The 26,118-nt window shown below is 45.6% G+C and carries 31 protein-coding genes; 15 read left to right on the top strand and 16 right to left on the bottom strand.

The window, feature by feature from the left end; genetic code table 11:
- Nucleotides 1-13 precede the first annotated feature (13 nt).
- Nucleotides 14-6,157: a S8 family serine peptidase gene (locus PJF56_RS14160; protein ID WP_283763334.1), complete on the top strand. Its 6,144-nt coding sequence runs from the start codon at nucleotides 14-16 to the stop codon at nucleotides 6,155-6,157.
- Nucleotides 6,158-6,183: 26 nt separating this feature from the next.
- The gene (locus tag PJF56_RS14155; RefSeq protein WP_283763333.1) at nucleotides 6,184-6,939 is read left to right on the top strand and encodes a peptidylprolyl isomerase; all 756 of its coding nucleotides are present in this window, start codon (nucleotides 6,184-6,186) and stop codon (nucleotides 6,937-6,939) included.
- 449 nt (nucleotides 6,940-7,388) lie between these two features.
- On the opposite strand, the gene PJF56_RS14150 is transcribed toward PJF56_RS14155, so the two are convergent.
- The 3 genes from PJF56_RS14150 to PJF56_RS14140 are packed head-to-tail and all read right to left on the bottom strand — an operon-like array spanning nucleotide 7,389 to nucleotide 8,052.
- On the bottom strand, nucleotides 7,389-7,514 hold the full coding sequence (locus PJF56_RS14150; RefSeq protein ID WP_283763332.1) for a hypothetical protein: 126 nt from the start codon (nucleotides 7,512-7,514) through the stop codon (nucleotides 7,389-7,391).
- The gene (locus PJF56_RS14145) at nucleotides 7,514-7,711 is read right to left on the bottom strand and encodes a hypothetical protein (protein WP_283763331.1); all 198 of its coding nucleotides are present in this window, start codon (nucleotides 7,709-7,711) and stop codon (nucleotides 7,514-7,516) included. Before PJF56_RS14145 ends, PJF56_RS14150 begins: the two co-directional genes overlap by 1 nt.
- Complete coding sequence (locus PJF56_RS14140) at nucleotides 7,708-8,052, bottom strand: hypothetical protein (RefSeq protein ID WP_283763330.1); 345 nt, start codon at nucleotides 8,050-8,052, stop codon at nucleotides 7,708-7,710. The genes PJF56_RS14145 and PJF56_RS14140 overlap by 4 nt, the downstream gene beginning before the upstream one ends.
- Before the next feature lie 208 nt (nucleotides 8,053-8,260).
- Between PJF56_RS14140 and PJF56_RS14135 the strand changes: the two genes are divergently transcribed.
- The 3 genes from PJF56_RS14135 to PJF56_RS14125 are packed head-to-tail and all read left to right on the top strand — an operon-like array spanning nucleotide 8,261 to nucleotide 9,379.
- Nucleotides 8,261-8,584 carry a nucleotidyltransferase family protein gene (locus PJF56_RS14135; RefSeq protein ID WP_283763329.1) on the top strand — a complete coding sequence of 108 codons (324 nt, stop codon included), beginning with the start codon at nucleotides 8,261-8,263 and terminating at the stop codon, nucleotides 8,582-8,584.
- Nucleotides 8,577-9,059 (top strand): type II toxin-antitoxin system ParD family antitoxin, encoded by a 483-nt coding sequence (locus PJF56_RS14130; protein ID WP_283763328.1) that lies wholly within the window; start codon nucleotides 8,577-8,579, stop codon nucleotides 9,057-9,059. Before PJF56_RS14135 ends, PJF56_RS14130 begins: the two co-directional genes overlap by 8 nt.
- A 41-nt stretch (nucleotides 9,060-9,100) precedes the next feature.
- The gene (locus PJF56_RS14125; RefSeq protein WP_283763327.1) at nucleotides 9,101-9,379 is read left to right on the top strand and encodes a type II toxin-antitoxin system RelE/ParE family toxin; all 279 of its coding nucleotides are present in this window, start codon (nucleotides 9,101-9,103) and stop codon (nucleotides 9,377-9,379) included.
- 283 nt (nucleotides 9,380-9,662) lie between these two features.
- On the opposite strand, the gene PJF56_RS14120 is transcribed toward PJF56_RS14125, so the two are convergent.
- The 5 genes from PJF56_RS14120 to PJF56_RS14100 all read right to left on the bottom strand — a co-directional run bounded on the left by PJF56_RS14120 (nucleotide 9,663) and on the right by PJF56_RS14100 (nucleotide 11,072).
- Complete coding sequence (locus PJF56_RS14120) at nucleotides 9,663-9,995, bottom strand: XisI protein (protein ID WP_283763326.1); 333 nt, start codon at nucleotides 9,993-9,995, stop codon at nucleotides 9,663-9,665.
- A complete protein-coding gene (locus tag PJF56_RS14115; RefSeq protein ID WP_283763325.1) occupies nucleotides 9,980-10,399 on the bottom strand; it encodes an element excision factor XisH family protein in 420 nt (139 codons plus the stop codon). Before PJF56_RS14115 ends, PJF56_RS14120 begins: the two co-directional genes overlap by 16 nt.
- Before the next feature lie 127 nt (nucleotides 10,400-10,526).
- Nucleotides 10,527-10,682: an element excision factor XisI family protein gene (locus tag PJF56_RS14110; RefSeq protein ID WP_283763324.1), complete on the bottom strand. Its 156-nt coding sequence runs from the start codon at nucleotides 10,680-10,682 to the stop codon at nucleotides 10,527-10,529.
- A gap of 15 nt (nucleotides 10,683-10,697) precedes the next feature.
- Nucleotides 10,698-10,838 (bottom strand): type II toxin-antitoxin system Phd/YefM family antitoxin, encoded by a 141-nt coding sequence (locus PJF56_RS14105; protein ID WP_283763323.1) that lies wholly within the window; start codon nucleotides 10,836-10,838, stop codon nucleotides 10,698-10,700.
- 33 nt (nucleotides 10,839-10,871) lie between these two features.
- Nucleotides 10,872-11,072, bottom strand: a complete 201-nt coding sequence (locus tag PJF56_RS14100; RefSeq protein WP_283763322.1) for a hypothetical protein — start codon at nucleotides 11,070-11,072, stop codon at nucleotides 10,872-10,874.
- A gap of 150 nt (nucleotides 11,073-11,222) precedes the next feature.
- Between PJF56_RS14100 and PJF56_RS14095 the strand changes: the two genes are divergently transcribed.
- Nucleotides 11,223-11,549 (top strand): hypothetical protein, encoded by a 327-nt coding sequence (locus PJF56_RS14095; RefSeq protein ID WP_283763321.1) that lies wholly within the window; start codon nucleotides 11,223-11,225, stop codon nucleotides 11,547-11,549.
- Nucleotides 11,546-11,725: a hypothetical protein gene (locus PJF56_RS14090; RefSeq protein WP_283763320.1), complete on the top strand. Its 180-nt coding sequence runs from the start codon at nucleotides 11,546-11,548 to the stop codon at nucleotides 11,723-11,725. The genes PJF56_RS14095 and PJF56_RS14090 overlap by 4 nt, the downstream gene beginning before the upstream one ends.
- Nucleotides 11,726-11,882: 157 nt before the next feature.
- Here the strand turns inward: PJF56_RS14090 and PJF56_RS14085 are convergent, their stop codons facing one another.
- A complete protein-coding gene (locus PJF56_RS14085; protein ID WP_283763319.1) occupies nucleotides 11,883-12,086 on the bottom strand; it encodes a type II toxin-antitoxin system HicB family antitoxin in 204 nt (67 codons plus the stop codon).
- A gap of 363 nt (nucleotides 12,087-12,449) precedes the next feature.
- Here PJF56_RS14085 and PJF56_RS14080 point away from each other — a divergent pair, with 363 nt between their 5' ends.
- Nucleotides 12,450-12,749 carry a type II toxin-antitoxin system Phd/YefM family antitoxin gene (locus PJF56_RS14080; protein ID WP_283763318.1) on the top strand — a complete coding sequence of 100 codons (300 nt, stop codon included), beginning with the start codon at nucleotides 12,450-12,452 and terminating at the stop codon, nucleotides 12,747-12,749.
- Nucleotides 12,724-13,056 carry a type II toxin-antitoxin system RelE/ParE family toxin gene (locus PJF56_RS14075; protein ID WP_283763317.1) on the top strand — a complete coding sequence of 111 codons (333 nt, stop codon included), beginning with the start codon at nucleotides 12,724-12,726 and terminating at the stop codon, nucleotides 13,054-13,056. The genes PJF56_RS14080 and PJF56_RS14075 overlap by 26 nt, the downstream gene beginning before the upstream one ends.
- Before the next feature lie 214 nt (nucleotides 13,057-13,270).
- Here the strand turns inward: PJF56_RS14075 and PJF56_RS14070 are convergent, their stop codons facing one another.
- From PJF56_RS14070 to PJF56_RS14060, 3 genes are read right to left on the bottom strand one after another with little or no spacing between them, the layout of a single operon-like run.
- Nucleotides 13,271-13,453, bottom strand: coding sequence for a hypothetical protein (locus PJF56_RS14070; RefSeq protein ID WP_283763316.1), 183 nt, complete (start codon nucleotides 13,451-13,453; stop codon nucleotides 13,271-13,273).
- Nucleotides 13,450-13,818, bottom strand: coding sequence for a hypothetical protein (locus tag PJF56_RS14065; RefSeq protein ID WP_283763315.1), 369 nt, complete (start codon nucleotides 13,816-13,818; stop codon nucleotides 13,450-13,452). The genes PJF56_RS14070 and PJF56_RS14065 overlap by 4 nt, the downstream gene beginning before the upstream one ends.
- Nucleotides 13,815-13,952 (bottom strand): type II toxin-antitoxin system HicB family antitoxin, encoded by a 138-nt coding sequence (locus tag PJF56_RS14060; RefSeq protein ID WP_283763314.1) that lies wholly within the window; start codon nucleotides 13,950-13,952, stop codon nucleotides 13,815-13,817. Before PJF56_RS14060 ends, PJF56_RS14065 begins: the two co-directional genes overlap by 4 nt.
- Nucleotides 13,953-13,993: 41 nt before the next feature.
- Between PJF56_RS14060 and PJF56_RS14055 the strand changes: the two genes are divergently transcribed.
- Complete coding sequence (locus PJF56_RS14055; RefSeq protein ID WP_283763313.1) at nucleotides 13,994-14,437, top strand: aspartyl protease family protein; 444 nt, start codon at nucleotides 13,994-13,996, stop codon at nucleotides 14,435-14,437.
- 246 nt (nucleotides 14,438-14,683) lie between these two features.
- On the opposite strand, the gene thiS is transcribed toward PJF56_RS14055, so the two are convergent.
- Both thiS and PJF56_RS14045 read right to left on the bottom strand, forming a co-directional pair.
- Entirely contained in the window at nucleotides 14,684-14,893 is a 210-nt protein-coding gene (thiS, locus tag PJF56_RS14050) for a sulfur carrier protein ThiS (protein WP_283763312.1), read from the bottom strand.
- 9 nt (nucleotides 14,894-14,902) lie between these two features.
- Entirely contained in the window at nucleotides 14,903-15,961 is a 1,059-nt protein-coding gene (locus tag PJF56_RS14045; protein WP_283763311.1) for a thiamine phosphate synthase, read from the bottom strand.
- Nucleotides 15,962-16,164: 203 nt separating this feature from the next.
- Between PJF56_RS14045 and PJF56_RS14040 the strand changes: the two genes are divergently transcribed.
- From PJF56_RS14040 to PJF56_RS14020, 5 genes are all read left to right on the top strand, one after another.
- Nucleotides 16,165-17,232 (top strand): acyl-CoA dehydrogenase family protein, encoded by a 1,068-nt coding sequence (locus PJF56_RS14040; RefSeq protein ID WP_283763310.1) that lies wholly within the window; start codon nucleotides 16,165-16,167, stop codon nucleotides 17,230-17,232.
- 62 nt (nucleotides 17,233-17,294) lie between these two features.
- A complete protein-coding gene (locus PJF56_RS14035; RefSeq protein WP_283763309.1) occupies nucleotides 17,295-19,337 on the top strand; it encodes a hypothetical protein in 2,043 nt (680 codons plus the stop codon).
- A gap of 147 nt (nucleotides 19,338-19,484) precedes the next feature.
- Nucleotides 19,485-19,796 (top strand): DUF732 domain-containing protein, encoded by a 312-nt coding sequence (locus tag PJF56_RS14030; RefSeq protein ID WP_283763308.1) that lies wholly within the window; start codon nucleotides 19,485-19,487, stop codon nucleotides 19,794-19,796.
- A 63-nt stretch (nucleotides 19,797-19,859) separates the two neighbouring features.
- The gene (locus tag PJF56_RS14025) at nucleotides 19,860-21,644 is read left to right on the top strand and encodes an SLC13 family permease (protein ID WP_283763307.1); all 1,785 of its coding nucleotides are present in this window, start codon (nucleotides 19,860-19,862) and stop codon (nucleotides 21,642-21,644) included.
- 117 nt (nucleotides 21,645-21,761) lie between these two features.
- Nucleotides 21,762-23,378 (top strand): SpoIID/LytB domain-containing protein, encoded by a 1,617-nt coding sequence (locus PJF56_RS14020; RefSeq protein WP_430540890.1) that lies wholly within the window; start codon nucleotides 21,762-21,764, stop codon nucleotides 23,376-23,378.
- Between the two features lie 46 nt (nucleotides 23,379-23,424).
- Here the strand turns inward: PJF56_RS14020 and PJF56_RS14015 are convergent, their stop codons facing one another.
- Both PJF56_RS14015 and PJF56_RS14010 read right to left on the bottom strand, forming a co-directional pair.
- Entirely contained in the window at nucleotides 23,425-24,603 is a 1,179-nt protein-coding gene (locus PJF56_RS14015) for a hypothetical protein (protein WP_283763305.1), read from the bottom strand.
- Nucleotides 24,604-24,619: 16 nt separating this feature from the next.
- Nucleotides 24,620-26,101, bottom strand: a complete 1,482-nt coding sequence (locus tag PJF56_RS14010) for an MBOAT family O-acyltransferase (protein WP_283763304.1) — start codon at nucleotides 26,099-26,101, stop codon at nucleotides 24,620-24,622.
- Nucleotides 26,102-26,118: the final 17 nt, after the last annotated feature.

The raw sequence follows: 26,118 nt of genomic DNA, 5'->3' as shown, positions 1-26,118 counted from the left end.
AGAAACGGGAGAAGTGGAGATTGACTATATCTTTGACGGTGGGGGATATCAAGGCGAACTGGCTATCTTTTCCTTAGAGGGAATGGATGAATTTGAACCCGGTTCCGAAGACTTTATTCAAGAAGCCTCCAGTCGCGCCTTGAGTAGCTCAGAACAAGGTCATGTGGTAATTTCCGATGCGGATGAAGGGGCGAGATTTAGTGGTAAATTGGGCGAGCGCGACCAAAATGCTGGGGAATATTTGGGTGTAAAAAGCTTTAATATGCGATCTGGAGATACCTTCGGCGTAATGTTAGTTCCCAATAAGACGGTAGCCAAAGTATTCGACAATCCAGGAATTAGTGGTTCTGGTCGTCCTCTCTTCTCCATGGTAACCTCCAATCCCTACGAAGGCTTCCATGTGGGACAAATTGCCGATGTTACCGGGGATGGTTCTACATTCGTGATGGAAGACATCCGCATGGATGGTAAAACCGATTCCGACTATAACGATATCATCTTCCAGATTCGGGGAGCCAAAGGCAAAGCCGCGCTAATGGATGAAGTGCTTGCAGAAGGAGAAGATTGGCGCGAAACTGAGTTAGGCCAAGGGATTATCGAATATGTTAAACCCTATGTCACTCCCGATGCGGTGGATGAAGTCGCAGGAGATTTAGTCGAGGATGTGGAAACTCTCCTGGAGTTCTTGGAGGAGACGACAGAAGCGGAAGAAAGTGACACTGCTGATGTCGTGGAACCGGAGGTTGTGGAGCAGGAGAGTGAGGGGAACTCAGGTGAGGATGTTGTAACCGTTGATAAGGATGAAGCATCTGAACCCGAAAATAGAGTAGAACCGAAAGTTGTGGAGCAAGAGACTAGCGCAACTGAAGAGAATTCAGGTGAGGACGTTGTAACGGTTGATAAGGATGAAGCGTCTGAAGCGGAAAATAGGGTAGAACCAACAGTTGTGGAGCAAGAGACTGAGGGTAACTCAGGTGAGCAAGTCGTAACCGTTGATGAAGATGAAGCTTCTGAAGCGGAAAATAGGGTAGAACCAACAGTTGTGGAGCAAGAAACTAGCGCAACTGAAGAGAACTCAGATGAGGAAGAACCACCGGTTACGGTAGAGGAAAATAATCCCGTTGTAGAGGAAGAAGAAACGGTTGTTGCGGAGAATACGGAGACTGAAAACGGGAAAAGTTCTGATGATTTAGAGGAAACTGCGGTAGAAGCACAAGAAATTGTCGAAGAGGTTGAGGGAGAGAATACGGATACGGAACCGGTGGAACTGGAACCGACAGTGAAGCAGGAACTGGTAGCGCGGTTGGAAACGCTGACGAGTAACTTGGAGGAGATTGATACCGAAGAGAGTTCCATTACTCAACTGAAAGAAACGGTGACTACGCTTTCGGATAGTTTAACCGAGAACTCTGAAGAGCTTTCCCAGGTGCAGGAAGTGGCAACCACGCGGTTAGTGAACCGGTTGGAAGCGGTAGCGCAGCAGTGGGTGTCGGGGGGAGAAGAACCTACGGTATTCGAGTTTGGGGCAACGGAGCAACCTTTGGTAGGTGTGATTGATACGGGATTTAGTGGGGATAATCCAGATATTGATTATGAGCGGATTACTCTGGGAACGGATTATGTAGAGGGTGATGATAATCCCCTGTTGTCGGAAGGAGAGGGGAATGAACATGGAACCCATATCCTGGGGATTATTGGCGCAACTCAAGACAATGGTATTGGCATTGATGGAGTGAATGATACTGCTCCTCTGTGGGTGAGTCGCGCTATTGGTTCGGGACAATGGGCTGAATCTTTGGTGGAATTTGTGGATGCTGCCAAGGAGTCGGGACAACCGAATGCGGTGGTGAATCTCAGTTTAGATTTAACTCAGGTGGATGCTGAGGGGAATGTGACGACGCGCTATGAGTTAACGCCCCAGGAGCGGGAAGCCATTGAATATGCCCGGCAGAATGGGGTATTAATTGTGGCGGCGGCTGGGAATGATGGGGATGTCATGTCCGTGTTGGGACAAGCCTCTCAGGAGTTCGATAATATCCTCACGGTAGGGGCAGCCGAGCAGGTGAATCCCAGACTGTCGGCGGCAGAAGGGTTTAATCGCGCTGAGTATTCCAGTTATGGTCAAGGGTTAGATTTACTGGCTCCGGGAGGAACCGAGGATAATCCTGTATTTTCTACGGTGGGCGAAGGTGTGGGAACCATGGCAGGAACCTCCGTAGCCACAGCGAAGGTAACGGGAGCAGTGTCGCAAGTTTGGGCAGCTAATCCGGAGTTGAGCTATCGCCAAGTGGTGGAGATTTTGAAGGAGACGGCGACGGATTTAGAGACACCGAATGCGGATGAGACGACGGGGGCTGGGTTGTTGAATCTGTTGGCAGCCGTTCAGGTGGCGAAGGAGACTAAGCCAGAGGTTTATAATCCAGTGGCTTGGCTTGCTCCGGAGACTTGGAGCGGTGAAGGTGAAGTGACTCCCCAGGAACGAGCAGCACGGGGCGGAAATTCTGTGGAGACTGCGGCGGTGCAATCTTCGGCGAGTTTTTCTGATGTTGATGGACTCAATGAAACTCAACCAACGAAGTATTACGAGTTTACGGTAGATGAGGGTGGATACTTCAAGTGGAATGGACAAGCAAGGAGTGGTTCAGTTCCTTCTGTATCTTTGATTAATGCAGAGGGTGAGTCGGCTTGGCGGAAATTCTACACTTCCAAGGGAGCTTTTGCTTATATTGCCAGCGATAAAATTCCCACCAGTGGCGGGGGTTTCCTTGACCCAGGAACCTATCATTTAGTTGTCGGTGGCGGTGCAGATGGTGCGAGAGACTATAGCATTTCGACTGAGTTTACGCCTGATGTTGTGCCGAATATTAATGGGGATATCGCATTTACTAATCCTGACACAGAAAGCGATCCGTTTACGGGTTCCAAATCATCAGAGTTAGATGTTTCTGGTGAGGTGGGGATAGAGTTTACTCGCTATATCCGTATTAATAGGGATGTTTATGGTTTGGAGGTTAAGGAACCTGGAAAATTACAACTTCAGCTTGAGTCGGGAGATAGATTAGCTGATTTGTATGTTAACAAAATGATTGGTTCAGGAGAAGAGTATAGTCGCATCGGTGCGGCACTTTCTTACCTGGCAGAGGATAAATCTCTCTACGAACTGGAGTTGAATCCAGGTTTATATGAAATTAGGGTAAGTCCTGACCTTTTCAAGGTTGAAGATCTGGGGTTCAAAGCTGAAGATGTGGGGCAAATTGAGTATCGATTGACTGATGATTTTACTCCTGATGCTCCTGACTCTAAAGGAAATACAGACCCAACTCTGGCGACTGTTACTTTACCGATAGCCAAGCCGGTTGTTACATCGCCTCCAAATGCAGTCAACCATACAGCACTCGCTAGTGAAAGTGGTCAAACAGCTTCTGTGCCTCCCTTGACGGCTACTGACCCGGATAATGATGTTCTTTTCTTTAAGGTTTCTACTGTTCCAGAAGCCAGTGAAGGAACCTTGTTCTATAACGGAGTGCCGGTACAACCTGGGCAGACCTTTACTATAGCTCAGGCTAGTCAATTGGTATTTAGCTCTAATCCTGGCTTTGTGGGAGATACAAGGTTTATCTATACGGCTACTGATAGTAAGGGAAATACAGACCCGACTCCAGGGACGGTTACTTTACCGATAGTTGCACCTCCTCCAACTCCGCTTCCAGTGGCTCCGCAACCGGGAGAGGGTAAGGTTCCGAGTAGTGCGGGAGATTTTGAGAAAACAACGGTTAGTAATGGAGTAACTAAACATTACTATGAAAATGGCTATTTAACGACACAGCCAAGTGGAGCTAGTTTCTGGTACTCCTATGGAACCGGTGCAAGTACAAGTGTGACAATTGGTGCTGAGCCGGTAGAACCCAGTCCAAAGTCCAATGTAACGATTGGTGCTGAACCGGTAGACTCCGATCCAAAGTCCAATGTAACGATTGGTGCTGAACCGGTAGAGTCTAATCCTAAGTCTACAGCAAAACCAATTGTTAATGTCTGGGATCAAACTATTGGGGAAGAAGAGTTTTTTACAAAAACAATAGATCCTCAGTTCAGAAACGAAAGTTTGGTTTCGATGCGAAATCGTTTTAGCTGGTCTCATCCTGATGGAGATGCAATTGAAGCTATTGCATTTTATGATTTTTCGCCTAACAACTCTAGTACAGGGCATTTTGCTGTTCCTGCGGGCTTTACTCCACCTCGCTTGAATGTTTTACCTCCTCAATATGGAGGTGTGTCAGGTGGTGTAGCAAGTATTGATCAACTGAATCAAAATCAAGTTTATTACAGCCACAATGGTAATATTGGAATCAATGATACCGTAGCTCTTTCTGTTTTTGATGGTTCTCAATGGAGTACACCTAAACCTTTCAACATTCATGTAGCTTCTGATAAAAAGCGGGCAGAGATTCTGAGTCGAACATCAGATAGTGGAACTGGAAGGCTCAAAGAAGCAACCAATTTCCGTAGGCATCCCTGGATTGATACAAGTACTCTAATTCAGGGGTATGTGCCGGCTGGAACAACCTTCCGTTTTTTGGAGAAAGTCACCACCAATAATTCTAATCCCAAATATAAGACTTGGTATAAAGTTCGTCTTGATGATGGACGAGTTGGTTATATCTGGGAAGGTGGATTTCGCCGTACAATAGAAAATCCACATGATCAACGGCTGCCAGTTATTGAATTCGATCCGCCTTTAGATAATGATGATGAAAAATCAAATAATAATGTAAGTGAAGAAATTCCTCTAGATGAAATTAGCATTCCGCTAACTAAGTTTGAGAGAGCCAAACGTGCAGCTATTCAAAGAGTGGGTGAAAGCCAAGTTGGTCGGAGTACAGGACAGCCAAGGTATGTGACGGTTGGTAACAGTAGTGGCTGGGTGCAAGAATTTGAACCAAGTCTATACTCATTCCGTAGATCTAGAAGGCTTTTAATGTTAGAAGATGGTTCTGATACTGCTTATTGGATTGAGGGGGAAAACCTCAAAGAATATGAAGCTGTTGGGGGTCTTAGTTTTAATAATCCACTCGGCTTCCCTCGTAATGATGAAACCCCATCTAATAGCAGATCTAATGTGTTTTGGCAAGCTTTTTCAGGTACTAATGGAACACCGCGAATCCATAGAAAGAGCAGGGGACTTTCTTCAAAATCAGTAGCCAGTTGGGGTCCAATTTCAGACAAATATGAAGAACTCTGGGCGGTAAATGGCTCGCTTGGCGCTCCCACAAAACGACAATGGCCTGATCCTGATGGATTTACACTTTGGGCGGAGTTTGAAAAAGGTAGAATTGCTTACAATACGAGGACATATCGTGTCACTGGTCACCTTCCTCATGGTGCCTCAGCACCATGGCAAAGAAATCTACATGCTTTGGACGTTGAAGGTTCATTCAAAGACGTTCATTTAAAATTTGTAAGCGATCATCCGAAAGCTGAAGACACAATTGGCGATCGCCCAACATGGATTATTACTCATGGTTGGAATAGCCAATCCATAGATAAGCCTAACTTCACCAATCTAGCCCAAGCAATTGGAGGGTATGAACATGGGGATCAAGTTCTAAAACTTGACTGGCGGAGATTTGCTAATACAGGGGTCGATGGCTTAGCTAAGGCCGCAAGTTGGATCAAACCCATAGGAAAAACAGTAGCTAATACATTACAATCTTGGGGTTTAGAATCAAATCAAATCAATCTTGTTGGACATAGCCTTGGTGCTTATGTATCTTTTGAAATTGCCAAAAACCTTGATGGCGTTAATAGTATTATTGCATTAGATCCAGCAGCAACGACACATGATGGATACTCTGATGAAAACAGGGTAGATTACCAAGCACAGTCAGAACAGTCTTTAGCATTAGTAACCAGTGTCTTCGGTCATACGGACAACTCAAGACAAAGTGATGACTTTTATAATAAACGATATGAGTTTATCCAAGGTCACGTCCCTACTGGCGTTGATGCCGCTATTGGTCTTTATTTTGGTGGCCTTGTAGGTGGCGCTGGGGCTGCTGGCTATAACCAGGTAAAACGTCATAGTGCGGCTGTACCAGAATTTACGGATTGGGTATGGGCAAAAGACAAGCGAATTTCAAGCTTTTTTGATTACTCGTAAACACCTAGAGTAGGTATAGAAATATCATGAAATCTCAGCCTATCCTTTCGATCAATAATCAAGAAATTTATTGGGGAGACGCTTTAAACTATCTTCGTACCATTGCAGAGGATCAGTCATTCCTCTTCAAGATTTCAGCTCAGCACCTAATTGAACAAGAAATCCAGAATCGTGATGACCTTCAGATTCTTTCTCATGACGTTGAACAAGCCATTGTGCAACTCCGAACTCAAAATGAATTAGTTGCTCCAGAACAATTTGAGGTATGGCTTAAAGAGAAAAACATGAGTTATGAGTCTCTTCGGCAACAAATCGAAAAGCGGCTCAAGGCTGAAAAGTTGAAGCTAGAGATAACTGAAGCTAAAATTCAGCCATTTTTTGAAATGAACCAGAAAAAACTGGAAAAAATTGTACTTTCAAGAATTGTTATTGCACAACAACAGGAAGCCGAAACCATCAAAACTCAACTTCAAGAAAATCCTGAGTCTTTCGGAGAACTGGCTCAGAAACATTCCTTAACTGAAGATCGCTATGTTAAAGGGATCATGCCCCCAATCTTTATCTCCCAACTTCCTGAAGTGGCCCAAGAGCCTGTTCGTGTTGCACCTCCGGGAACGATGATTGGACCATTTGCTCTTGAAGGTGGTTATTGTCTTCTCCGTGTAGAGCAATTTATTCCAGTGGAGTTGGATGATACCCTAAAACAGCAAATCCGAAATCAGATTTTTGAACAGTGGTTGGCTGAAAAGTTATCCCAATGTGAGGTTAAATTACACGTTTGATAAAGCAATAGTCCGGACATTTTTCTGAGCAAGCGCTGAAACCCTTGTTTTCTCGTTGGCTAGGTCACTGTGGAAGAGGGCTGAAACCTGCATTCTACCGTTGGCTTTCAAAAACTGTCCAGACTATTGCTAAATGGTTACTAAATTTTACTTCTCAATTGGAAGGTTCATAGCGACAATTGTTGCCCAAGTAACCACCTCGTTGCTTCCTCCTACATTCCTTCCATTAGTTTTAAAAGAGAATCCAGATGGTTGCATATGAGTGTGATTTCTGTCACGTTGACGATTGCTCACTTGATTGTCCGAGTGGTAGGGTGCGTTAGTCGGGGATAAATTTTGAACTTAATCAGTCAATTTAAAAGCCCGACGTAACGCACCAAAATCGCTATCTTGTGGTGCGTTACGCGGGGAATCAAGTTTACTTGACTTCGGCAACCGTTAACTCCCCGCTAACGCACCCTACCTGGAAAGCTACCCGGTAAGCGATCGCCCATTTTCCCAGAGTGCGATCGCCTTTTGGGGGTGTAGTGATTTTGGGGGGCGATCGCCATCCGATCGCATCTGAAGTAACCCATCAAGCTATTTCTGCATCAGAAGTTCTCATTGAATGTTGCAAACGTCTCAAGCGTTCTTGTCTTGTGGTATTTTCTAGCTGCATTGTAATATTTTCTAACTCTAAAGTTGTCGCTTCAAGTGCTAAACGACTGCGGCGTAGATTTACCAACAATCTCTGATTAGTTGTCGCTTCAGGGATATACGGTTGCTTACTCATGGCAAATTCCACTCATTTTTGACTTCTTGAATGCTTCGCTCCATAGCCGGAATTTCTACCTGGAGACGCTCTACTGATTGATAGACTAAGTTTAGCATATCGGCTGAAATTGTCGGTTGAACCTCAGCGATGCGTAACTGGAAGTTAGACAACCGAGAAAACCAAGGAGAAGCGCGATCGGATACATTTTTTAACTCATCTAGTAGAGGGATCGTATCATTCGTTTCTCCAAACTGTTCAAATAAAGTCAATTCTGCTGAAGTTGCACTATCAATAATATCCAACAATTGCCGCTTTAAATTCCAGATAGTTTCTTCAAGATCGCTAGAGATTTTTGCCATATTTGATTAATGACTGATAATTTCTTAATGATTGTAACTCTGAAGTAACCAATTTTTGTATCCAGGAGAAGCAAAAACCTGGTTTCTGAGTCTCAGGCGATAGGCGAGCCATTGCTGGGGCGATAATGGGAGACATCGTTCAGGCGATCGCCCCTCGTCTTTCTGTTAAGATCAAGAAAATCTTCTCTTTTTTAACCCCGATCGCAAAATGAAAGTTGTTGCACCACCCAACGGCTACCCCATTGAAATCGACACACTGCAAACCCTACTGACGGATTTCAAACAAAACTATGGCGATCGCTATCATCTTACGGCTTTAGGTTATTTTGGTTCTTATGCACGAGGAGAAGCACAAGCAAACAGCGATGTAGATATTGTTTTTCAAAGCGATCGCCCAAACTTGCTAGAAACAGCCATTCTCAAACAAGAACTTGAAGAGGCTGTGGGTTGCTCTGTGGATCTCATTCGGTGGCGAGAAAGCATGAATCCTACCCTCAAAGCGAGAATTGAGGAAGAAGCCTATTATGTCTAATACCAGCGATCGCGATCGATTACTTGAGCGGCTAAAAGCAATGTTAACTGCTTTGCAAAAAATCCCCCGACGCTTCGCCAGTATTAGCGAACCCAATGACTTTCTATCCAGTGAAGAAGGAGGCGATCGCATCAAAGCCATGGCAATAATTGCCATTTTGTGCCAAGATCGAAGAAATCTTCAAGATCGCCGTGCTATGAAAACCATGAATGTCTCTCTTCCCGATCCAATGCGGGATTATGTCGATCGCCAAGTTCAGAGCGGAGGTTATGGGAGTGCCAGTGAATATATCCGCGATCTGATTCGTCAAGACCAAAAGCGCAAAGCTCAAGAACAGTTGGAAACCATGCTCCTCGAAGGACTCAACTCTGGTGATGCCACTCAAATGAGCGATGCTCCGCCGCTTCGCGAACGCGACTGGCAAGAAATTCGCCAAGCTGTTCGTGACAAATTAAATCAACAGCAACATGGTTGAAATTCGCAAGCGTCCCCAGGTTATTCGAGACTTAATTGATATTGCCACTTAACATTGCCAATACCAATCTCGATCTGAGCGATCGCTTCCTTCAGGCAGCAGAAGAAACTTTTCAAAAACTTGGACAGATGCCAGAAATCGGTAAGCGTTGTCAATTCCTTCATCCTGAATTGCAAAATATTCGTCAAATAGGAGTCAAAGAATTTAGGAAATATCTCATTTTTTATCAGTCTTCTCAGGCAAGTGTTGAAATTATCCGAGTGATACATGGAGCGCGAGATCTAGAAAGTCTTTTAACAGAAGAAGAGGATACACAATGATGTATGAAGGCGATCGCGTCTTGGGTAGGGGCGATCAGGCGAGGTATGATTCAGGCGATCGCACTGGAGAAGCGGTTGTGGGGGCTATAAAACTCCGTTTCGCTTCGCGATCGCTGCTTGGGTAGGGGCGATCGGGCGAGGCATTTCAGGCGATCGCAGGGGAGAAGAGGTTGTGGGGGCGATCGCCATCTATCCTGTATAAAATGAAGAAAAGATTTCTGTTATGGTATTGAGGAAATGCGATCGCGCTTCGGTTGTTTTCTGTAGTGCGATCGCACATCCATCATGCGATCGCAAAATCAGTTAGTTTTCGATGTTCCGGATGATAGAATCCTAATACAATATCGGCTTTATCGATACCGCGATCGAGAAGGTCTTGGGTAACGCCTTCCTCTGTTTCATCTCGCTCGATCCAAATTTTACCCCCAGCAATGCGTAAATGTAACATAGTAGTATGGACTCGGCGATCGCCATTCCAGCCAAAACTCAATAAGAGAAAACTGTGGCGATCGCAAATCGCTTGTAGTTCAATCTCACCATAGCTTGGTTTATACTTCGCATACTCATTAACCACATCGCTAATAATTTCGGCATAGCTATCTAGTTTACGATCCATGTGACAATTTCCTCCTGTTCTGGATTAAAAACGACATAAGAAATTTGACGTTCTTTGACAAACAATTGAATTGAAGGACGTTGAAAGAATGTATTATAGATTTTTTCTGGAATAGCTAAATAAAGCTTGCGATCGTCCTCTTGTTTGGCAATAAACGTTGAATAGAGATAATATTGTCCTACCGCTCGTTCTAGCTCGGTTACCGGAGAAGAGCTGCCAAATACTTTAACTTCAATGGCAATCTTTTGACGCTCTTTTTGAGCGGCAATCACTTTTTCGGCCCCAAGATCGGCATAAACCGTTAAATCTTCAAATGCGATCGTCAAAGGCTCGTCAGTAACCGTCCAGCCTGCTTTAACCAGAGCAGTTTTAACTACATCATGATAAAGATCTAGTCGAGGCATAGATTACGAGCCTAAATGAGCTTAGGCTTTTAGTATAGCTCAAAGAACAATAGATTGGATAAGCAAATTTGCGTACTTTCCTGCGGACATAAATATCTCACCTTTGGCGATCGCCTTTCCATTGGTTTCAAATGCGATCGCGCTTCGGTGGTTTTCTGTGGTGCGATCGCACATCCATCATGCGATCGCACTCATCAGTTAGTTTTCGATGTTCCGGATGATAGAATGCTAGAACAATATCGGCTTTATCAATACCGCGATCGATTAGTTTCAGTCTAAACAAACCAGTTTTCGATTGTCAGTCCTGCAAAATTAGCGCAGAAATAATTTTCGCAACTGGTCGATCTGCCTGAACCACTAGAAAACTTTCTCCTGCTGCCGCACGTTGGAGATAATCGATTGAGTTTTTGGCCGCTTCTTCTAAGGTTATTTTATTCATAAACAGCGTGCTTTACTTAATACTTTTGCCCTATTATACCTTAAACTCAAAGCACAATAATTTACAAGCTATTTTACCCAGTGCGATCGCACGGGAAAAGCTGTTGTGGGGGCGATCGCTGCTTGGGTAGGGGCGATCGGGCGAGGCATGGTTTAGGCGATCGCAGTGGAGAAGCGGTTGTGGGGGCGATAAAACTCCGTTTCGCTCCGCGAACGCCTGAAATTTAAGCAGCAACTGAACTTGGACTTGGAGGAGTTAAACCGTCTTGTTGGCAAAACTCAAGATAACTGGCGATCGCATCTTGAGAAGCTCAGTCATAAAGTGTCTCGTCAAGAAATCCCGTTTTTCCTTAAAATTGATAAACAATACAGTTACCCTCTACTGATGTCTGATATATTCATTACCATTCGTAACCAAGACGGATATGCGATGCCATCCAATCAAGGCACAATTTTTGTGGCTATCCTTGAGCAAGACGGTACTCTCCTGAGCCAAAAAGCTGTCAACCAACGTTGGGCAGATGCCCAATTTGCCGATCTTCCTCCTGGTAATTACACCGCCATTGCCTTTCATGAATCAGTAAACCCTCCAGGAGCCAGTCAAGATGTTACCCTAGCAATAAACGAACTCCTCGAAGTTCGCTTTATTTACCTTGAACCCGAACAACAATTACTCCCAATCAGAATCAATACCTTACCCATTGAGCCATGACTATTGAAAATCATACCATTAACGATTCAGAATCCATCCGTGCTTATGAAAATCGTATTCGGATTTTCACCCATGATCTTCAACAAGAAAAAGATCCTAAAAAACGTGCTATCACTGCCCTTTATCTGGCAGAAGCGGCAACGACTCTAGCTCGTTTAGAAACCCAGCAAAGTTGATTGATACAGCTTACAGCGCTTCGCGCGGTAATGGGTAATGGGTAATTGGTAATGGGAAAACCATTTTTTACGCTATAATCCCCATTTTTCAGGCTTTTCATGGGACAACACTCTCAAGGAACATTTCGATTACTGTAATTTTTCCCAGAAACTAACTTCATACTGCAATTTCGACAATGCGATCGGTTTCTTGGATCGGGGCGCTTTCATTGGCGACTTCCAACCATCCCATAATTGCTTCTTGTAGATTGTCCATCACTTCTTCCCAAGACTCTCCCTCAGTAATACATCCAGGTAGAGCTGGTACTTCTGCCCAGTATCCACCCTCTTGGGCTTCGTGAATAATCGCCTTAATTTTCATGATTGAGTTGAGTCAAGTATGGATTGAATTTAGCATTCTTGATGGCGATCGCCAAGGGATCTCTTCAAGACTTGCATGGGTGAACCAGTTGTGGGGGCAATAATGCGACCCAATCCCTTCGGGAATCACAGAGCTATTAGGTGATAAAACTCCGTTTCGCTGGCACGATCGCCTGAGATTTAAGCGGCAACTGAACTTGGACTCGGAGGCATTATACCGTCTTCTGGGCAATACTCAAGGTAAGTGGCGATCGCATCTTTGGAATTGGCGATCGCCTTTTGGGGGTTTAGTGATTTTGGGGGGCGATCGCTCTACTCACTCATGCTAACATTAAATTTAGTGCAAATTGAGTAAAACCCTATTATGCTCAACTTAAGTCGCGATATTCAGTCCCTTTCTAACTTCAAGAGAAATACATCTGAGTTTATCGAACAGATGAAACAAACCGGTAGCCCCATGGTATTGACAGTCAATGGTAAAGCTGAATTAGTCGTTCAAGATGCTGCATCTTATCAAAAACTTCTAGAGGCGATCGAATACTTGGAAACCATTACTGGTATTCAACAAGGATTAGACGATCTCAATGCTGGAAGAGTCCGACCTTTAGAAGCATTTACGAAAGAAATGCAACAGAAACATGGAATTCCAAGTTCAGATTACTAAAGGTGCGGAAATTGAAATTGAAGTGGCTTATGAGTGGTTAAAAGAGCGGAACCCAAGCTACGGCGATCAGTGGTTTCGTAAATTAATGGATAAACTTGCTACATTACAAGTCAAGCCCCGACGCTGCGCTTTAGCCATTGAAAATGATGTGTTTCCGGAAGAAGTTCGACAACTGCTCTATGGAAAAAGTCCTAATGTTTATCGAATATTATTTGTAATTCGCAATGATATAGTATACATCATTCATGTTCGTCATAGCAAACAAGCACTCCTAACGGCTGAAGATTGGGATGAAGAGGCAGAGTAAAGGCGATAATGCGACCCATCGCTGGCACGATCGCCTCTTGAGCATTGGCGATCGCCTTTTGGGGGTTTAGTGATTTTGGGGGGCGATAAAACTCCGTTTCGCTTCGCGATCGCCTGAAATTTAAGCAGCAACTGAACTTGGACTTGGAGGGGTTAAACCGTTTTCTTGGCAATACTCAAGGTAAGTGGCGATCTTGAGGATTGGCGATCGCCTTTTACTCAACTGAAGAAACTTGTTTGAGTCGCTTGAGACGTTGTTGCCTAATATTGCTCTCTAATCGTTCAATCACCTCTTGCAACTCCAAACCCGCTAACTCCATTTCCTGACAACTACGATGCGCTCTGCTCAGAGTTTGCTGTACTTGGGAGCGATCGGGGAATCCAGATGTTTCATTCATGATAAATTCCAATCTACCTTAATTTCTTGTGTACTCTGTTTCAAAGCAGGCACTCGGCCAGAGATTGCCCCTATTCGATCGTCTAACAATGTTAACAGATCTTGAGGGGCGATCGGTTGCGATTCGGCAATTCTAATTTGTACAATCGACAATTGAGAAAATCGTTCTTTAGCTTGTTCAGCAATTTCGGTGAGTTGATCCAAAGCTTCAATAGTGCGATCGGTTTCTCCAAAACCCTCTAATAAAGCTAACTCAGCAGCTTTGGCTTCATCGACAATATCTAATAAGTCTTGTTTCAAGTTCCAAATCAGGGTGCTACGATCTGGGGATAATTTAGCCATTTGGCGATCGTTGATTAGTGTCACTCACATAATATAGCAGCAACTGAACTTGGACTTGGAGGAGTAATACTATCTTCTTGGCAAAACTCAAGGTAACTGGCGATCGCCTCTTGAGCATTGGCGATCGCCTTTTGGGGGGCGATCGCACTTCTGCTCAAAAATTAGTCATAATCGAGGTAGAGTAACACGACGTACAACTATGACAACTCAAACGGAAACGCCCATGGGCAAAATTATCACCCCTTTAACCATAACCAACCGTATTGACCAAGCTAATGCTGGGCGAGGTTTAATTCCTTCAGAAGAAGTGCGATCGGTAACTCTAGATAATGTGCTTGTAGATACAGGAGCAAGCACCTTGTGTTTACCTTCCGAGGCGATCGCCCAATTAGGCTTAGAATTGTTCAAAGAAGTGGATGTAGCTACTGCTAATGGATTCAGCAAAGCACGACTTTTCCGAGACGCGAGTATTTCCTTATTAGGTCGAGAAGGAACGTTTGAATGCTTAGAATTGCCGGGAGGACGCGATCCTCTCTTGGGAGTTTTTCCTCTGGAAGCATTAGGAATTGAACTCGACTTGAAAAATCAGACCCTTAAAGTGTTACCTGAAACCTCAATGGATACTTATTTGACGATTTTGTAGCACGACGCGATCGGGGAACCTAGATGTTTCGTTCATGATAAATTCCAATAGCGATCGCCTTCTTAGATATTCGTATTAGAACTTTTCCTCTTGACCTATGAGTATAGAAATTATTGGGGAAGCGTCTAAACAAATTCCACCTGCATTCATCGCTCTTTGCTTCCCCCAAACGAAGAAACCGGGTTTTCAGATGGCTTTTGTTACTTAACTGATATCAGTCAGAAAAACCCGGTTAACCCTGGAACGTTACCCACCACCCACAATGGTGACAATTTCCAGGCGATCGCCCTCCTTAATCTCAGTCGTATCCCAAAACTGGCGATGGAGGATTTCGCCATTATATTCCACCGCCACTAAGCGGGGATTTAAGTCGATGGACTCTAAAAACTGGGGTAAATTCATGCCAGGGGCACAAGGGAGGGAGTCCCCATTGACCTGTAAAGTGATTTCTGCCATACTCAACCTCTACACCCTCGCTGCTTGAGTATTTTGGATCGCTTTCATGGTTTCCATCCGTGCGAGTTGAGAGAGGAAATATTGGGTCACCAGCGTTGGTTGTTCCGCTTCCATAATCGATCGCACCACAGCAATACGGTGAGCGCCCGATTCTAGCACCTCATTAAAATTATTCACATCAATGCCACCGATCGCAAACCAGGGAATCGGACAATGCCCAGCCGCATAGCGCACATACTCATGGCCAGCGGCCGCCTTATTCGGTTTCGTAGGCGTGGCAAACACCGGCCCCACCCCCACATAATCAGCACCGTTTGCGATCGCCCGTTTCATCTCTTCCGGATTCGTCGTCGAACAACCGATAATTTTCTGAGACCCCAACATTTCCCGCGCCACAGCAATAGGCAGATCCTGTTGTCCCAAATGAACCCCATCCGCATCCACTGCCAACGCCAAATCTACCCGGTCATTAATCAAGAACAAAGCGCCATAGCGATCGCACAATTGTCGCAAACTCTGAGCCAAAGCAAAACGCTCCCCATCCTCAGTATTCTTATCCCGATATTGAACCAGCTTCAGCCCCCCTTGCAGAGCCGCCTCCACCACCTCCAACAATTCCGGCATCGGAGAAGTCACCAAATATAACTGCGCCTCCAAGAGCTGCTGATGGCGACCATAGGCCATTAACTGAGTCTCCAGAGTATACACCCGGTAGCGCATTTGCTTGCACACCCGGCCCATCTGCCGGTCTTCCAGCTTGCCATACTCCTCCAGAACCCGCAGCGCCTCCTCAACCCGACATAAATTCGCCTGGAGTAGCTGATGAATCGTTCCCCGACATTCTTCTCGCTCGTGAGTTAACTGGGTTCCCGGATCGTCGGGCGTATTCCGAGCCGCCCGAATTTCCGCCGTATGCCATTGGGCCAACTCCTGGCGCAACCGCTTACACTCCTCCGTCAGATCCGGGTTATTCAACCCAAACCGACACCACTCTTCCACGATCCGCAATCCTTCCCTGGCGCGGTCTAGATTAGCATCTAAAATGCGATAAATTACAGATTTTCCCATAACGTGACCGTTGAATAGCTCCGCCATTACCCCGTTTTCATTCTTCACCACTAGGATATCCTGCCATATCGCGCGAAGCACTGGTCAACGGAAGTCTAGACCGTACCCTTGACAAGGATGGTAAAATCCACTCAGAAATTAAAAATCTAGGGAGCCAGACGCTCCCACTCCAGTCATATCAACCGATTCCAAAAGCAGAAACTATGCAAGCCCCTACTTCTTTCAATCTATGGCAACTCACGGAAGATTATCTGGAAACGGCTCCGAATCCAGAGGCAATGGAGGAAAAAACGGAGAGTTTGGGCCAAGGATTGGCGGGTTTAGGTGGGCGATCGCTCCTGGGGCTGAATATTCCGGCTCAATGGAGTGGAATCGAAGTGAGTCCAGGAGATTATTTTGGTTTTTTAGAGAGATTAACGCGCTATTCGGGCACGTTGGCTTTTACCCAAATTCAACATCAGACGGCTGGCTCTTTTATTGCCGGTGGTGAAAATGAAAGTTTGAAAAGGGATTATCTACCGAAAATGCGATCGGGTGAGCGTTTGATCGGCGTATCCTATGCTCATGTGAGCCGGGACAAACCGACGTTAGAGGCGACAAACGTTGATGGGGGTTATCGGTTATCTGGATATCTGCCTTGGATCACGGGCTGGAATTTGTTTCAAGAAGCGGTGATTGCTGCGAGATTACCGGATGGGCACATTCTTTTTGCTCTGATTCCTTTGGTTTCATCGGTTAGGGGAGATTTACGCTTTTCTCCACCGATGGCTTTGGCAGCGATGGCATCCACGAATACGGTGAGTGCCCAATGCGATCGCTATTTCATTGCCGATCGCCAGGTGGTTGCGATTCGATCGCCCGATTGGATCGCTAACAAGGATCGCAACAGTGTCTTAGATCCAACGTTTCCGTTGTTAGGATTAGCTAGAGCCAGCTTAGATTTAGTGGAGAAGGCCAGCCAAAAACAGACTGAGATTGTCCCTCATAGTGTAGCTTTATCCGATCGACTGGAGGATTGTCGTCAACAGATTTACCGGGCGAAGGAGCAACAGCATTTATCCCTGGAGCAAGAGGTGCAATTACGCGCTCAGGCGATCGCCTTAACCCATGAATGTACATTAGCAGCGATCCTGGTTTCTAGAGGCAGGGCAAACCAAACCGATCACCCAGGGCAACGGATTTACCGAGAAGCTTTAGTTTTAAGTGTCATCAGGCATACCAATGCCGTTATGGAAGCGACGCTACAATATCTCGTGAGTTCAAAGCCTTGATGCTAGGTCTGGCCCAAGAAGACAACAATTAAGTTAGGATCGGACGTAATTTAGCAACCTTGATGGGCACGAACTGCAAACCAGCCACCATGAAAGCCTGGGAATTTCTGATTCAAAAAGAGGGCGATCGCGCCTGGTTACCCTTAGAACCCCCTAGCGTCGAAGTGTTAGAGGGACAATATCGTTTGGTGCTGCGATCGCCCTATCCACAAACGGCGATCGACATTCACCTCAGCTACCAACTGCACGCTTCATCCCCTCCCCAAATTCAAACCCGTCAGCACCACACCAATAAAGAAGGCCTGATGGTCGTCTTTCCCTACACTTATCTGAAACCGGGACTGTGGGAAATTTCCTGTATTGCCGAACCTCCAGACCAACCAGCCCAAACCTATCAGGTTTCTCTAGAAGCCTTATGTTTCGATCCAGAAGCAGATGAAATTGACGAGGAAATAGAAGCCGAGGCGCTCCAAGAACCGGAAGAATCAGAAGAACCCGAAGAACCCGAAGCCTACGATAGTAGCTTCTTTGATGTGCCTCCCCCTCCAGAACGTTCCCAACCGACCCCAGTCTTAGACCCCTCATCCTCTTGGGAACAAGTGGATCTCTCTTCGCTGAAACTGATCCTCGATCGCACTATGTATGTGGCCGATAGTAACGCTCCCATTACCCTCACGGGGCAGTTGCGCGGCGATCGCCCCCAAACCTTTCCCCAACCCATCGGCTTGCAACTGGCGATCGCCCTGAAAAACCCCCAAAACCTGGAAACCCTGCAAGAACTCAAACACCAGCTTATTCTGCAAAGCTTGCCCGTTCCCTTTGAATATCGCTTTAACTTACCGGACTCAATCTCCCTCTGCTTTATCCTGGGACAAGCTCAACTGTTCGACTCCTGGCCCACTCCCGCTATACCCGCTCAGGGCCCCCAAACGCCTCCAACTCCCCTCACCGAAACCCAATTTAGCCTCACCACAGGCTTAGAACAATTGATGGAAGCCATTACAGTTCAACGGGATACAGAAGAAGCGGCCCATCCTCCGATTTTACCGTTCCCCCTCACCGGCGATCCCATGGCTCCGCCTCCTCCCGTTAACCCCCCTTCAGTTAACCTCGACCTCTTCAACATTGCCAAGCACTCCCCAGCAGAAAGCGATCGCTCCTGGGAAGCCTCTCCATCCTCTTCCCTTCCCCCCCAACTGTTTTCCCCCTCTGACTCTCCCAAGGTCAAATATCTGCAATTGCCCTCACTCAACGGCAGCCAATCCCCTCCTGAGCAGGATTTACCCCAACTGCCGCCCTCGTCTGAACCGGAAAAACCGAAGCCCAAACTCACCTTACCGCCCCTGAATCTGAACCGCGAACCCCAGGAAGAAGCCCCCGAACCTCCCCAAGCGTCTCCTCCTTCCCCCGTGGATGAAGCGTTCCACTCCTTACACCTGCAAGATAAATTTAGCGAGCGACTCAACGATCTGGCTAAAGAGGCTGAAGATTGGGTGGAGGATCGCACGGATGGGGAAGAGGATGAGGCGATCGCCGGAGAATTTGAGGAAGATGATGATGTAATTGAGGGAGAGTTTGTCGATAACGACTCTGGCTATCCTTTAGAAGGCACAACCCGTTTTCCCTTGCTCCTCGCGCCAGCAGAAGAGTCCCAAGAAATTGTCTTAGATCCCGGCGATCGCCAGCCGGAGCCATCGCCAGTTGCAGAAGAGCCATCAGCATCCGAGTCCCTCTCTTCTCTTCCCCCTGTTCCGATGCCGATTTTGGAAGCACCAGAGCGAGACTGGATCGCCGAAGAAATCATTGCCATCAAAGCCATTTTAGCCACGCGATCGCCCAATATCCATCTTAAATACTGGTTAGTGGATGCCCAAACCCGCACCCTGTTAGAGGAACCGCGCTGGATCGTCGATCTGGTTCCTGATGGTTACGATCGCCGCAGCATCCTGTTTAACTTAAGTGTGCCTAAAGGAGCCATGGAAATCCAATTTGAGGCGATCTCCGTAGAACTGCTCACCCAACGGGAAAGCCATAAAACCAGTTTCCGCCGCCTGATTATTCCCCCCAACTTACCCGAAGTCAACTTTGAGGAACTCGAACCCTAGGGCCATTCCGGATGGGATTGCTAAACTAGGAAAAGCTCTAAAATGTGATGGTCATTCTTTCCCATGTCCCTTTTCTCTAAGCTTTCCTGCCTTAGCCTAACCCCCCTGCTCTTGAGCCTGATCTCCCCGGCATTGGCTCAACTACCCATGAACCAATCCGTCAGTTTTGACGACTTCCTACCCACCCTATTAACCCCTGTAGAAAGTCAAGCGTATCAGGCGATCGGCCAAGAGCAAACCCTAGAATTAGCCCAAAAAACATGCAGTGCCTTAAACTCTGGACAAACCCTAGAAGAGCATGTCCATGATATTGCCCAACAACTGGTTGCAGACGGCATCACCGAAGAACAAGCCCAGGCGATCGGAGGATTAAGTGGTAAAGTAATTGTTGCTGCTGTTGCCACCCTTTGTCCCCAACACACCACCCAATTACAACAGCTAGAACTCCCCCTTCGTTAAAACACGCAACCATCATCAGGGAACAGCATCTTCTTCTCTGTTCTCAATCATCCCTAACCAACTATGCCCATTATTCTCACGCTGACTGTTGTTGTTCTTGGTTTAATTTCTTTCATTACTGAATGGCTGCCTGCCGATATTACCGCCCTCTCCATTACTGTAGCTTTAATGTTACTGGGATTGGTCACTCCTGAAGAAGGGATTTCTGGATTTAGTAATCCTGCCACAGTCACCGTGATGGCCATGTTTATCCTCAGTGCAGGAATTACCAAAACCGGCGTGATTCAAGTTGTCCGTAACTGGATACTCCGATGGGCAGGAGATCATCCTTCCCAACAAATTTTTGTCATGGGTTCAATTGTGGGGCCCATCTCAGGATTTATTAATAATACCGCCATTGTTGCGATTTTTTTGCCCATTATTGAAGAATGGAGTAAGCGTAAAAAAATCTCCCCCAGTAAACTGCTGATCCCTTTATCCTATTCCACTATTTTAGGTGGATTGCTCACCTTAATTGGCACATCAACCAATATTCTCGCCAGTGGTGTTTCTGCCCAACTCGGTTATGGTGAATTTTCGGTTTTTCAATTCACTCAATTAGGGTTAATGGTGTTTATCATCGGCTTAACTTATTTGTCTTTAATCGCTCCAAAATTGCTGCCCAATCACTTGGAGAATAACCTAATGACAGAAGATTATAACCTCAAAGACTATGTAAGTGAAGTGGTGATTACTCCTCGATCGAGCTTGATTGGAAAAACCTTACAAAAAACCAGGATTCAGCGTAAATTTGATTTAGATGTCCTGGAAATTATCCGTGATAAACAGCGCTTTTCCCAACCCCTCGCGGATAAAGTTTTGAATGCTGGTGATATTCTCGTCATTCGCAGCAGTCGCGAAGAATTACTGAAAATCAGAGAATCTAAGGGACTCGAAATTTTAGCGGATATCAAATTTCAAGAAAAATCCATAGAAAAAGCGATCGCGTCTGGAGAAGAAAAAATTGCCGAAGTTCTGATTCTCTCCAATTCTCGATTGATTGGAACAACCTTAAAAGAATTGCGATTTCGACAACGCTATAATGCCACAGTTTTAGCGATTAGAAGAGGTTCTGAATTAGTCCAGGGAAGACTGGGTAAAATTCCGTTAAGATTTGGCGATTTGTTGTTGATTCAAGGGCCAAAACAGAGTTTTGTGGGGCTACAAACCACCCGCGAACTCTTGGTATTAGAACAAAAAAATGTAGATGTTTTAAGGCGTAAAAAAGCTGGGATTGCTCTGGGAATTACAACGGGAGTTATTATGTTGGCTGCCTTTAATATCGTTCCGATTTTAGTCAGTGCTTTAACCGGCGTGGTGTTAATGATTATGACTGGATGCTTAAAACCAGGAGAAGTTTATGGATCTGTACGCTGGGATGTGATTTTTCTGTTAGCGGGTTTACTTCCTCTCGGTATAGCCATGAATAAATCTGGGGCAACCCAATGGTTAGCTGAAAATTTAATTAGTTTAGGAGGCCACTTATCCGGTTATTGGATACTCTTATTCTTCTTTATTATTACTTCTCTGCTGACAGAAATTCTTTCTAATAATGCCTCCGTAATTTTGATGTTACCGATCGCCGTAGAAGTGGCTAAAACCCTAGACTTAAACCCCTACGCCTTTATGTATGCTGTTGTGTTTGCTGCTTCTAATAGTTTTATGACTCCCATTGGATATCAAACCAATGCCATGGTGTATAGTCCCGGAGGTTATAAGTTTTTTGACTTTACCAAAGTGGGCGCACCGTTGAGTCTGTTAATGATGTTCGCGGTTCCCCTCTTAATTACCTTTATCTATGGTTTATAGGGTATGGGCATAACTTTCCGGTGGAACAATGGGCGATCGCTGTATTCAGAATCTATGTACAGTATAAAGATGTCAGCCTGATGGGAGAGTGGAAACGTTATGATCCAGTTTAAGACAATGGGAATTCAACCGGCAAAATGGGTGAGCGCGGCTATGATGTCGTTGGCGATGGTGGGGTTGTCGGCCCTTCCAGGATGGTCTCAAGCCAATCGCCTGCTGAAAATTGGTATTGAACAACGGTTTGGGGATCAAGCTGGGGAGGCGTTAACTTTAAACGCATTGCCCGGCGATCGCCTAACCCTACGCTATGCAACAGTAGAAGGAGAAAGAACCCTAGAAACCAATAGCGTTAAACTCCAGATCGAGATGAAACCCCTACCCCAACCCATGGTGGAGGAACGGGTTGTCTTGAGTACCCATCGCAGCTTTGAAAGTGCCGAACATGATGCCCAAAAATGGCGCGAACGGGGTTTAGAAGTCGAAATTGCCAATCCCAAACGCTGGCAAGTTTGGGCCAAGCGCGAGGTCTATAATACGCCCCTACTACGCCGCATGTTACTCGATAGCTTAAAGTCTGAGGGCAACACCATCGCCCATATTGAAACGCAAGTCTTACGCACCTATCCCCAACCCTATTGGATTGTTAATGGGTATCGATATAACCGGCGTTCCCTAGAAGTTGAGAGTGGCAATGACCGGATTCAAGTGGTGCATACTGGAGGAACCACCCGGCTCTATGGCGGCTCCTTGCAAATGCAGCCCAATGCCTATGGCGATTTCACCTTGGTCAATTTTGTCCCCTTAGAGACCTATTTGCGGGGCGTGGTTCCCCATGAAATTGGCCCCCAAGCTCCCCCCGCAGCCGTGGAAGCCCAGGCGATTCTAGCGCGAACCTATACCCTGAGAAACTTACGCCGGTTTGCCATTGATGATTATGAACTCTGCGCAACTACCGATTGTCAGGTGTATTGGGGGTTAGGAGATGCGTCCGCTAGGGCCGATCGGGCGATCGCCGCGACTCGCAGTTTAGTCGCCACCTACGAGAATGAATTGGTCGATGCCCTCTATTCTTCCACCACTGGTGGCATTACTGCACCCTTTGAAGATGTCTGGGATGGCCCAGCACGGCCCTATCTGCGAGCGAGGGTTGATTCTACCGGGGTCATTTGGGATTTATCCCAGAAAAGCTTAGGCAATGAAGCGAATTTACGGCAATTTCTTAATCTCAAACAGGGATTTAATGAAACCGGGTGGAACCGTTTCCGGTGGCGTTATAGCACCTCCTTAAAAGACATGACTGAGTTCTTGAACAAATATTTGAGCAACCGTAACCATCCCATGGCCGGAATTCAAACCATTGAGAGCGTCAAAGTGACCGAACGAGCGTCATCGGGTCGAGTCTTAACCATGGAAGTGCAAACCGATAAGGGGCCCTTAGAAATTAGAAAAGACCAGATTCGCAACGCCTTTTATCCTCCCATTAGTACCCTCTTTTATCTTGACCCCATGTTGGATGAGAACCAAGCGCTCAAAGGCTATACCTTTGTCGGCGGTGGCTTTGGCCATGGGGTAGGATTAAGTCAGACTGGGGCCTATCGCTTGGCAGAGTTAGGCTGGAATGGGGAAAACATCGTGCAATTTTACTTCCCAGGAAGTCAAATTCAACCGTTGAATGAGGCGATCGTTTTTTGGCGCGATCCGATGGTAACAGAAAATAGCGACGATCGAGGTTAACCAAAAAAACAGTAGGGGCTTGCCTCTTTTTCGCCCCTACCCATTTTTAATTTTTAATCGTATCTGCCTGAATCGATTGGACAAACTCCACAGATTCAGGGTATTCCTGCTGCCATCGATCGCGATCTTGACGATTATTTTCTAAAACCCGATCCAGGTTATCACGGGTTAAGAGAACTCCGAAATCTGGCGGAACTTCTTCTTCTTGATAACCCAAAACGCGATTGAGAATCCAATCGCCAATGGGCTTGGTATAATGGGAATCATCTACATAATAATTCATGCTTTCGCTTAACCGTTCTTCAGTCACTGAGTTATAATTGGAAAAATCCCAAACCGATCCCATTAACGCTACCATTTGCCGCTTCCATTCTTCAAAAACTGGCCATTTTCCACTGGCATAAATTAACTGTAATCGAATCCCATGGGCGGGAGAAATAAAAGGAATTAATTCCACTTCGTTTTGTTGACAAAGCTGGACAATCTTCTTTAGATCTTGCATATACGCTGCCGATAGCTGATAATTCTTATGCTCGATAAAAAATAGTGTGGTTGACCCCTGAAAGCGAATCTCTGTATTACCATCATGAATTTTAAAGTAGGGTAAAAAGCCTTGATGTTCCGAAAATTGCTCGGATCTAGGCGTGTCAAAATTAGCCTGAATGGTTTCCTGGCTACTGGCTAAGGTGTCTAAGGATAAGGTGGTATTGATTTTATCTTTCCAGGCAACTTGCTTTTTTTCTAAGCGATATTCGGCAAAACCAGGCTGATTTTTAATGTGATGATCGAAGGTAAAAAAATCGAGTCCTAAAATCACTCGCTTAAGCCTAGGATTATTGGCTAAGGTATGCTCTAAATATCGTCTGATTTCATAGATGTTTGCCCCATTGAGACCTAAGTTATAAACTGGGGGGAAAGCCTCTAGAGCGGGATGATTGGGATCTAAGCCTCGTTTGACTCTAGATGAACCGAGTAAGATGGTATTGGGTTGAAGATGAATAATGTCTATGGCTTTATAGAGTCGGTCATTATCTTCTTTCTTGGGTTTATACTCATTAAGTTGCCGCAAAATGAAAAATTCATTATAAACTCCATAGGGATCGATGAGGAGATTAAATCCACCGACGATCGCCAAGGGTAAGATAACCCAAAACCCAAATAAGAGGTTAAAGGCAATCGATTGATGAGAATTTTTGTGGCGCTTTTTTGGATGTTGATGTAACAATGGTTTTCTCCCTATGCTAAAATTGGAAATAGAGAAACTCGGACACTTGATTGAGTGATAATAGGGCGGTTGCGGTTAAAAGTCCTACGCCGGTTGCCCAGTAAGCATTGGGTTGAAATTTAGCCATAAGTTCTTGGGTATTGGGGCAATATTTGACGGCTAAGGTTAGGCATAAGAGAATGAAGAAGGGTAAGCTTTGACTTTGCCAAAATTCGGGTAAATAGTTAAAGGAGTACCAGGATTGAAATGTGATTCCCCATTGAGTTAAAATGGGGATGTTCTCTAGGGAGTTACTGGGTAAAATGATGCCGTTAATACCGCTCATGGTTTGTAAAAGGGTGAAGCTATCAGCGAGGGTTTTGGCTCTAAATAAAACCCAGGCAAGAATGACACAGAGAAATGCGATCGTCCAGGAGAGAAATTGAGGTAAGACGAGGTTGAGTTTACGCCAGAGATGATTAATACATAGATAGAAACCATGGAGTCCTCCCCAGATGACATAGTTCCAACCTGCACCATGCCAGAGTCCACCGAGTAACATGGTGATGATTAAATGAGTATAGTGGCGAATTTGGCCTTTGCGATCGCCTCCTAGGGGAATGTAAAGGTAGTCTCGCAAGAAATGGGATAGGGTAATATGCCAACGTTGCCAAAAGTCGCGGATGGAGGTTGCTTTGTAGGGGGAGTTGAAGTTGATGGGGAGATGGATGTTAAACATGAGTCCTAATGCGATCGCCATATCGGAGTAGCCAGAGAAGTCGAAGTAGAGTTGATAGGTATAACTCAATACGCCGATCCAGGCTTCTAGAAAGGTGACTTCACTAGCACGATCGAAGACAGGAGCCACCCAGGGGGAGAGGCGATCGGCAATTAAGACTTTTTTACACAAGCCTAGGCTAAATAAGACACACCCTTTGGTGAAGTTTTCGTGGCAGAAAATGTAGGTTTTGAGGGCGCGAAACTGGGGAATGAGTTGATTGTGTCGTAAAATGGGGCCGGCAATGAGTTGGGGAAAAAAGACCACAAATAAGCCATAGGTTAAGGGATCGTAGTTTAGAGCTTGGGTTTCTCCTCGGTAAGCATCCACCAGATAGGCAATCTGGGTAAACGTATAAAAGGATATGGCTAAGGGTAGAATAATGTCAGGAATTGGCAGGTGAGTATGCAGAATTCCGTTGATAGAGTTGACCAAAAAATGGGCATATTTATAATATCCAATCAGCAGTAAGTTAATGCTGATGCCTATCCAGAGCAAGGTTTTAGCGGATTTGCTTTGAGGTTCGCTCTGTTTTATCGCCTTTCCCATCTGATAATTAAACCCTACGGAAAGTAGCAACAGAGGCAAATAGGAAATATTCCAATAACCATAAAACACAAAAGAGGTAACGGTTAACCATACCCGACTGGCTTTAATCAGCTTAAACCGATTTAAACCGATCCAGACGGTTAAAGTCAGGGGTAAAAACAGGAAAATAAAAATATAGGAATTGAACAGCATAGAGGGAATGGGGAATG

It is taken from the genome of Roseofilum halophilum BLCC-M91, from assembly GCF_030068445.1.
In the GTDB taxonomy this organism is placed as follows: domain Bacteria; phylum Cyanobacteriota; class Cyanobacteriia; order Cyanobacteriales; family Desertifilaceae; genus Roseofilum; species Roseofilum halophilum.
This window is presented reverse-complemented; position numbering and strand designations above follow the sequence as displayed.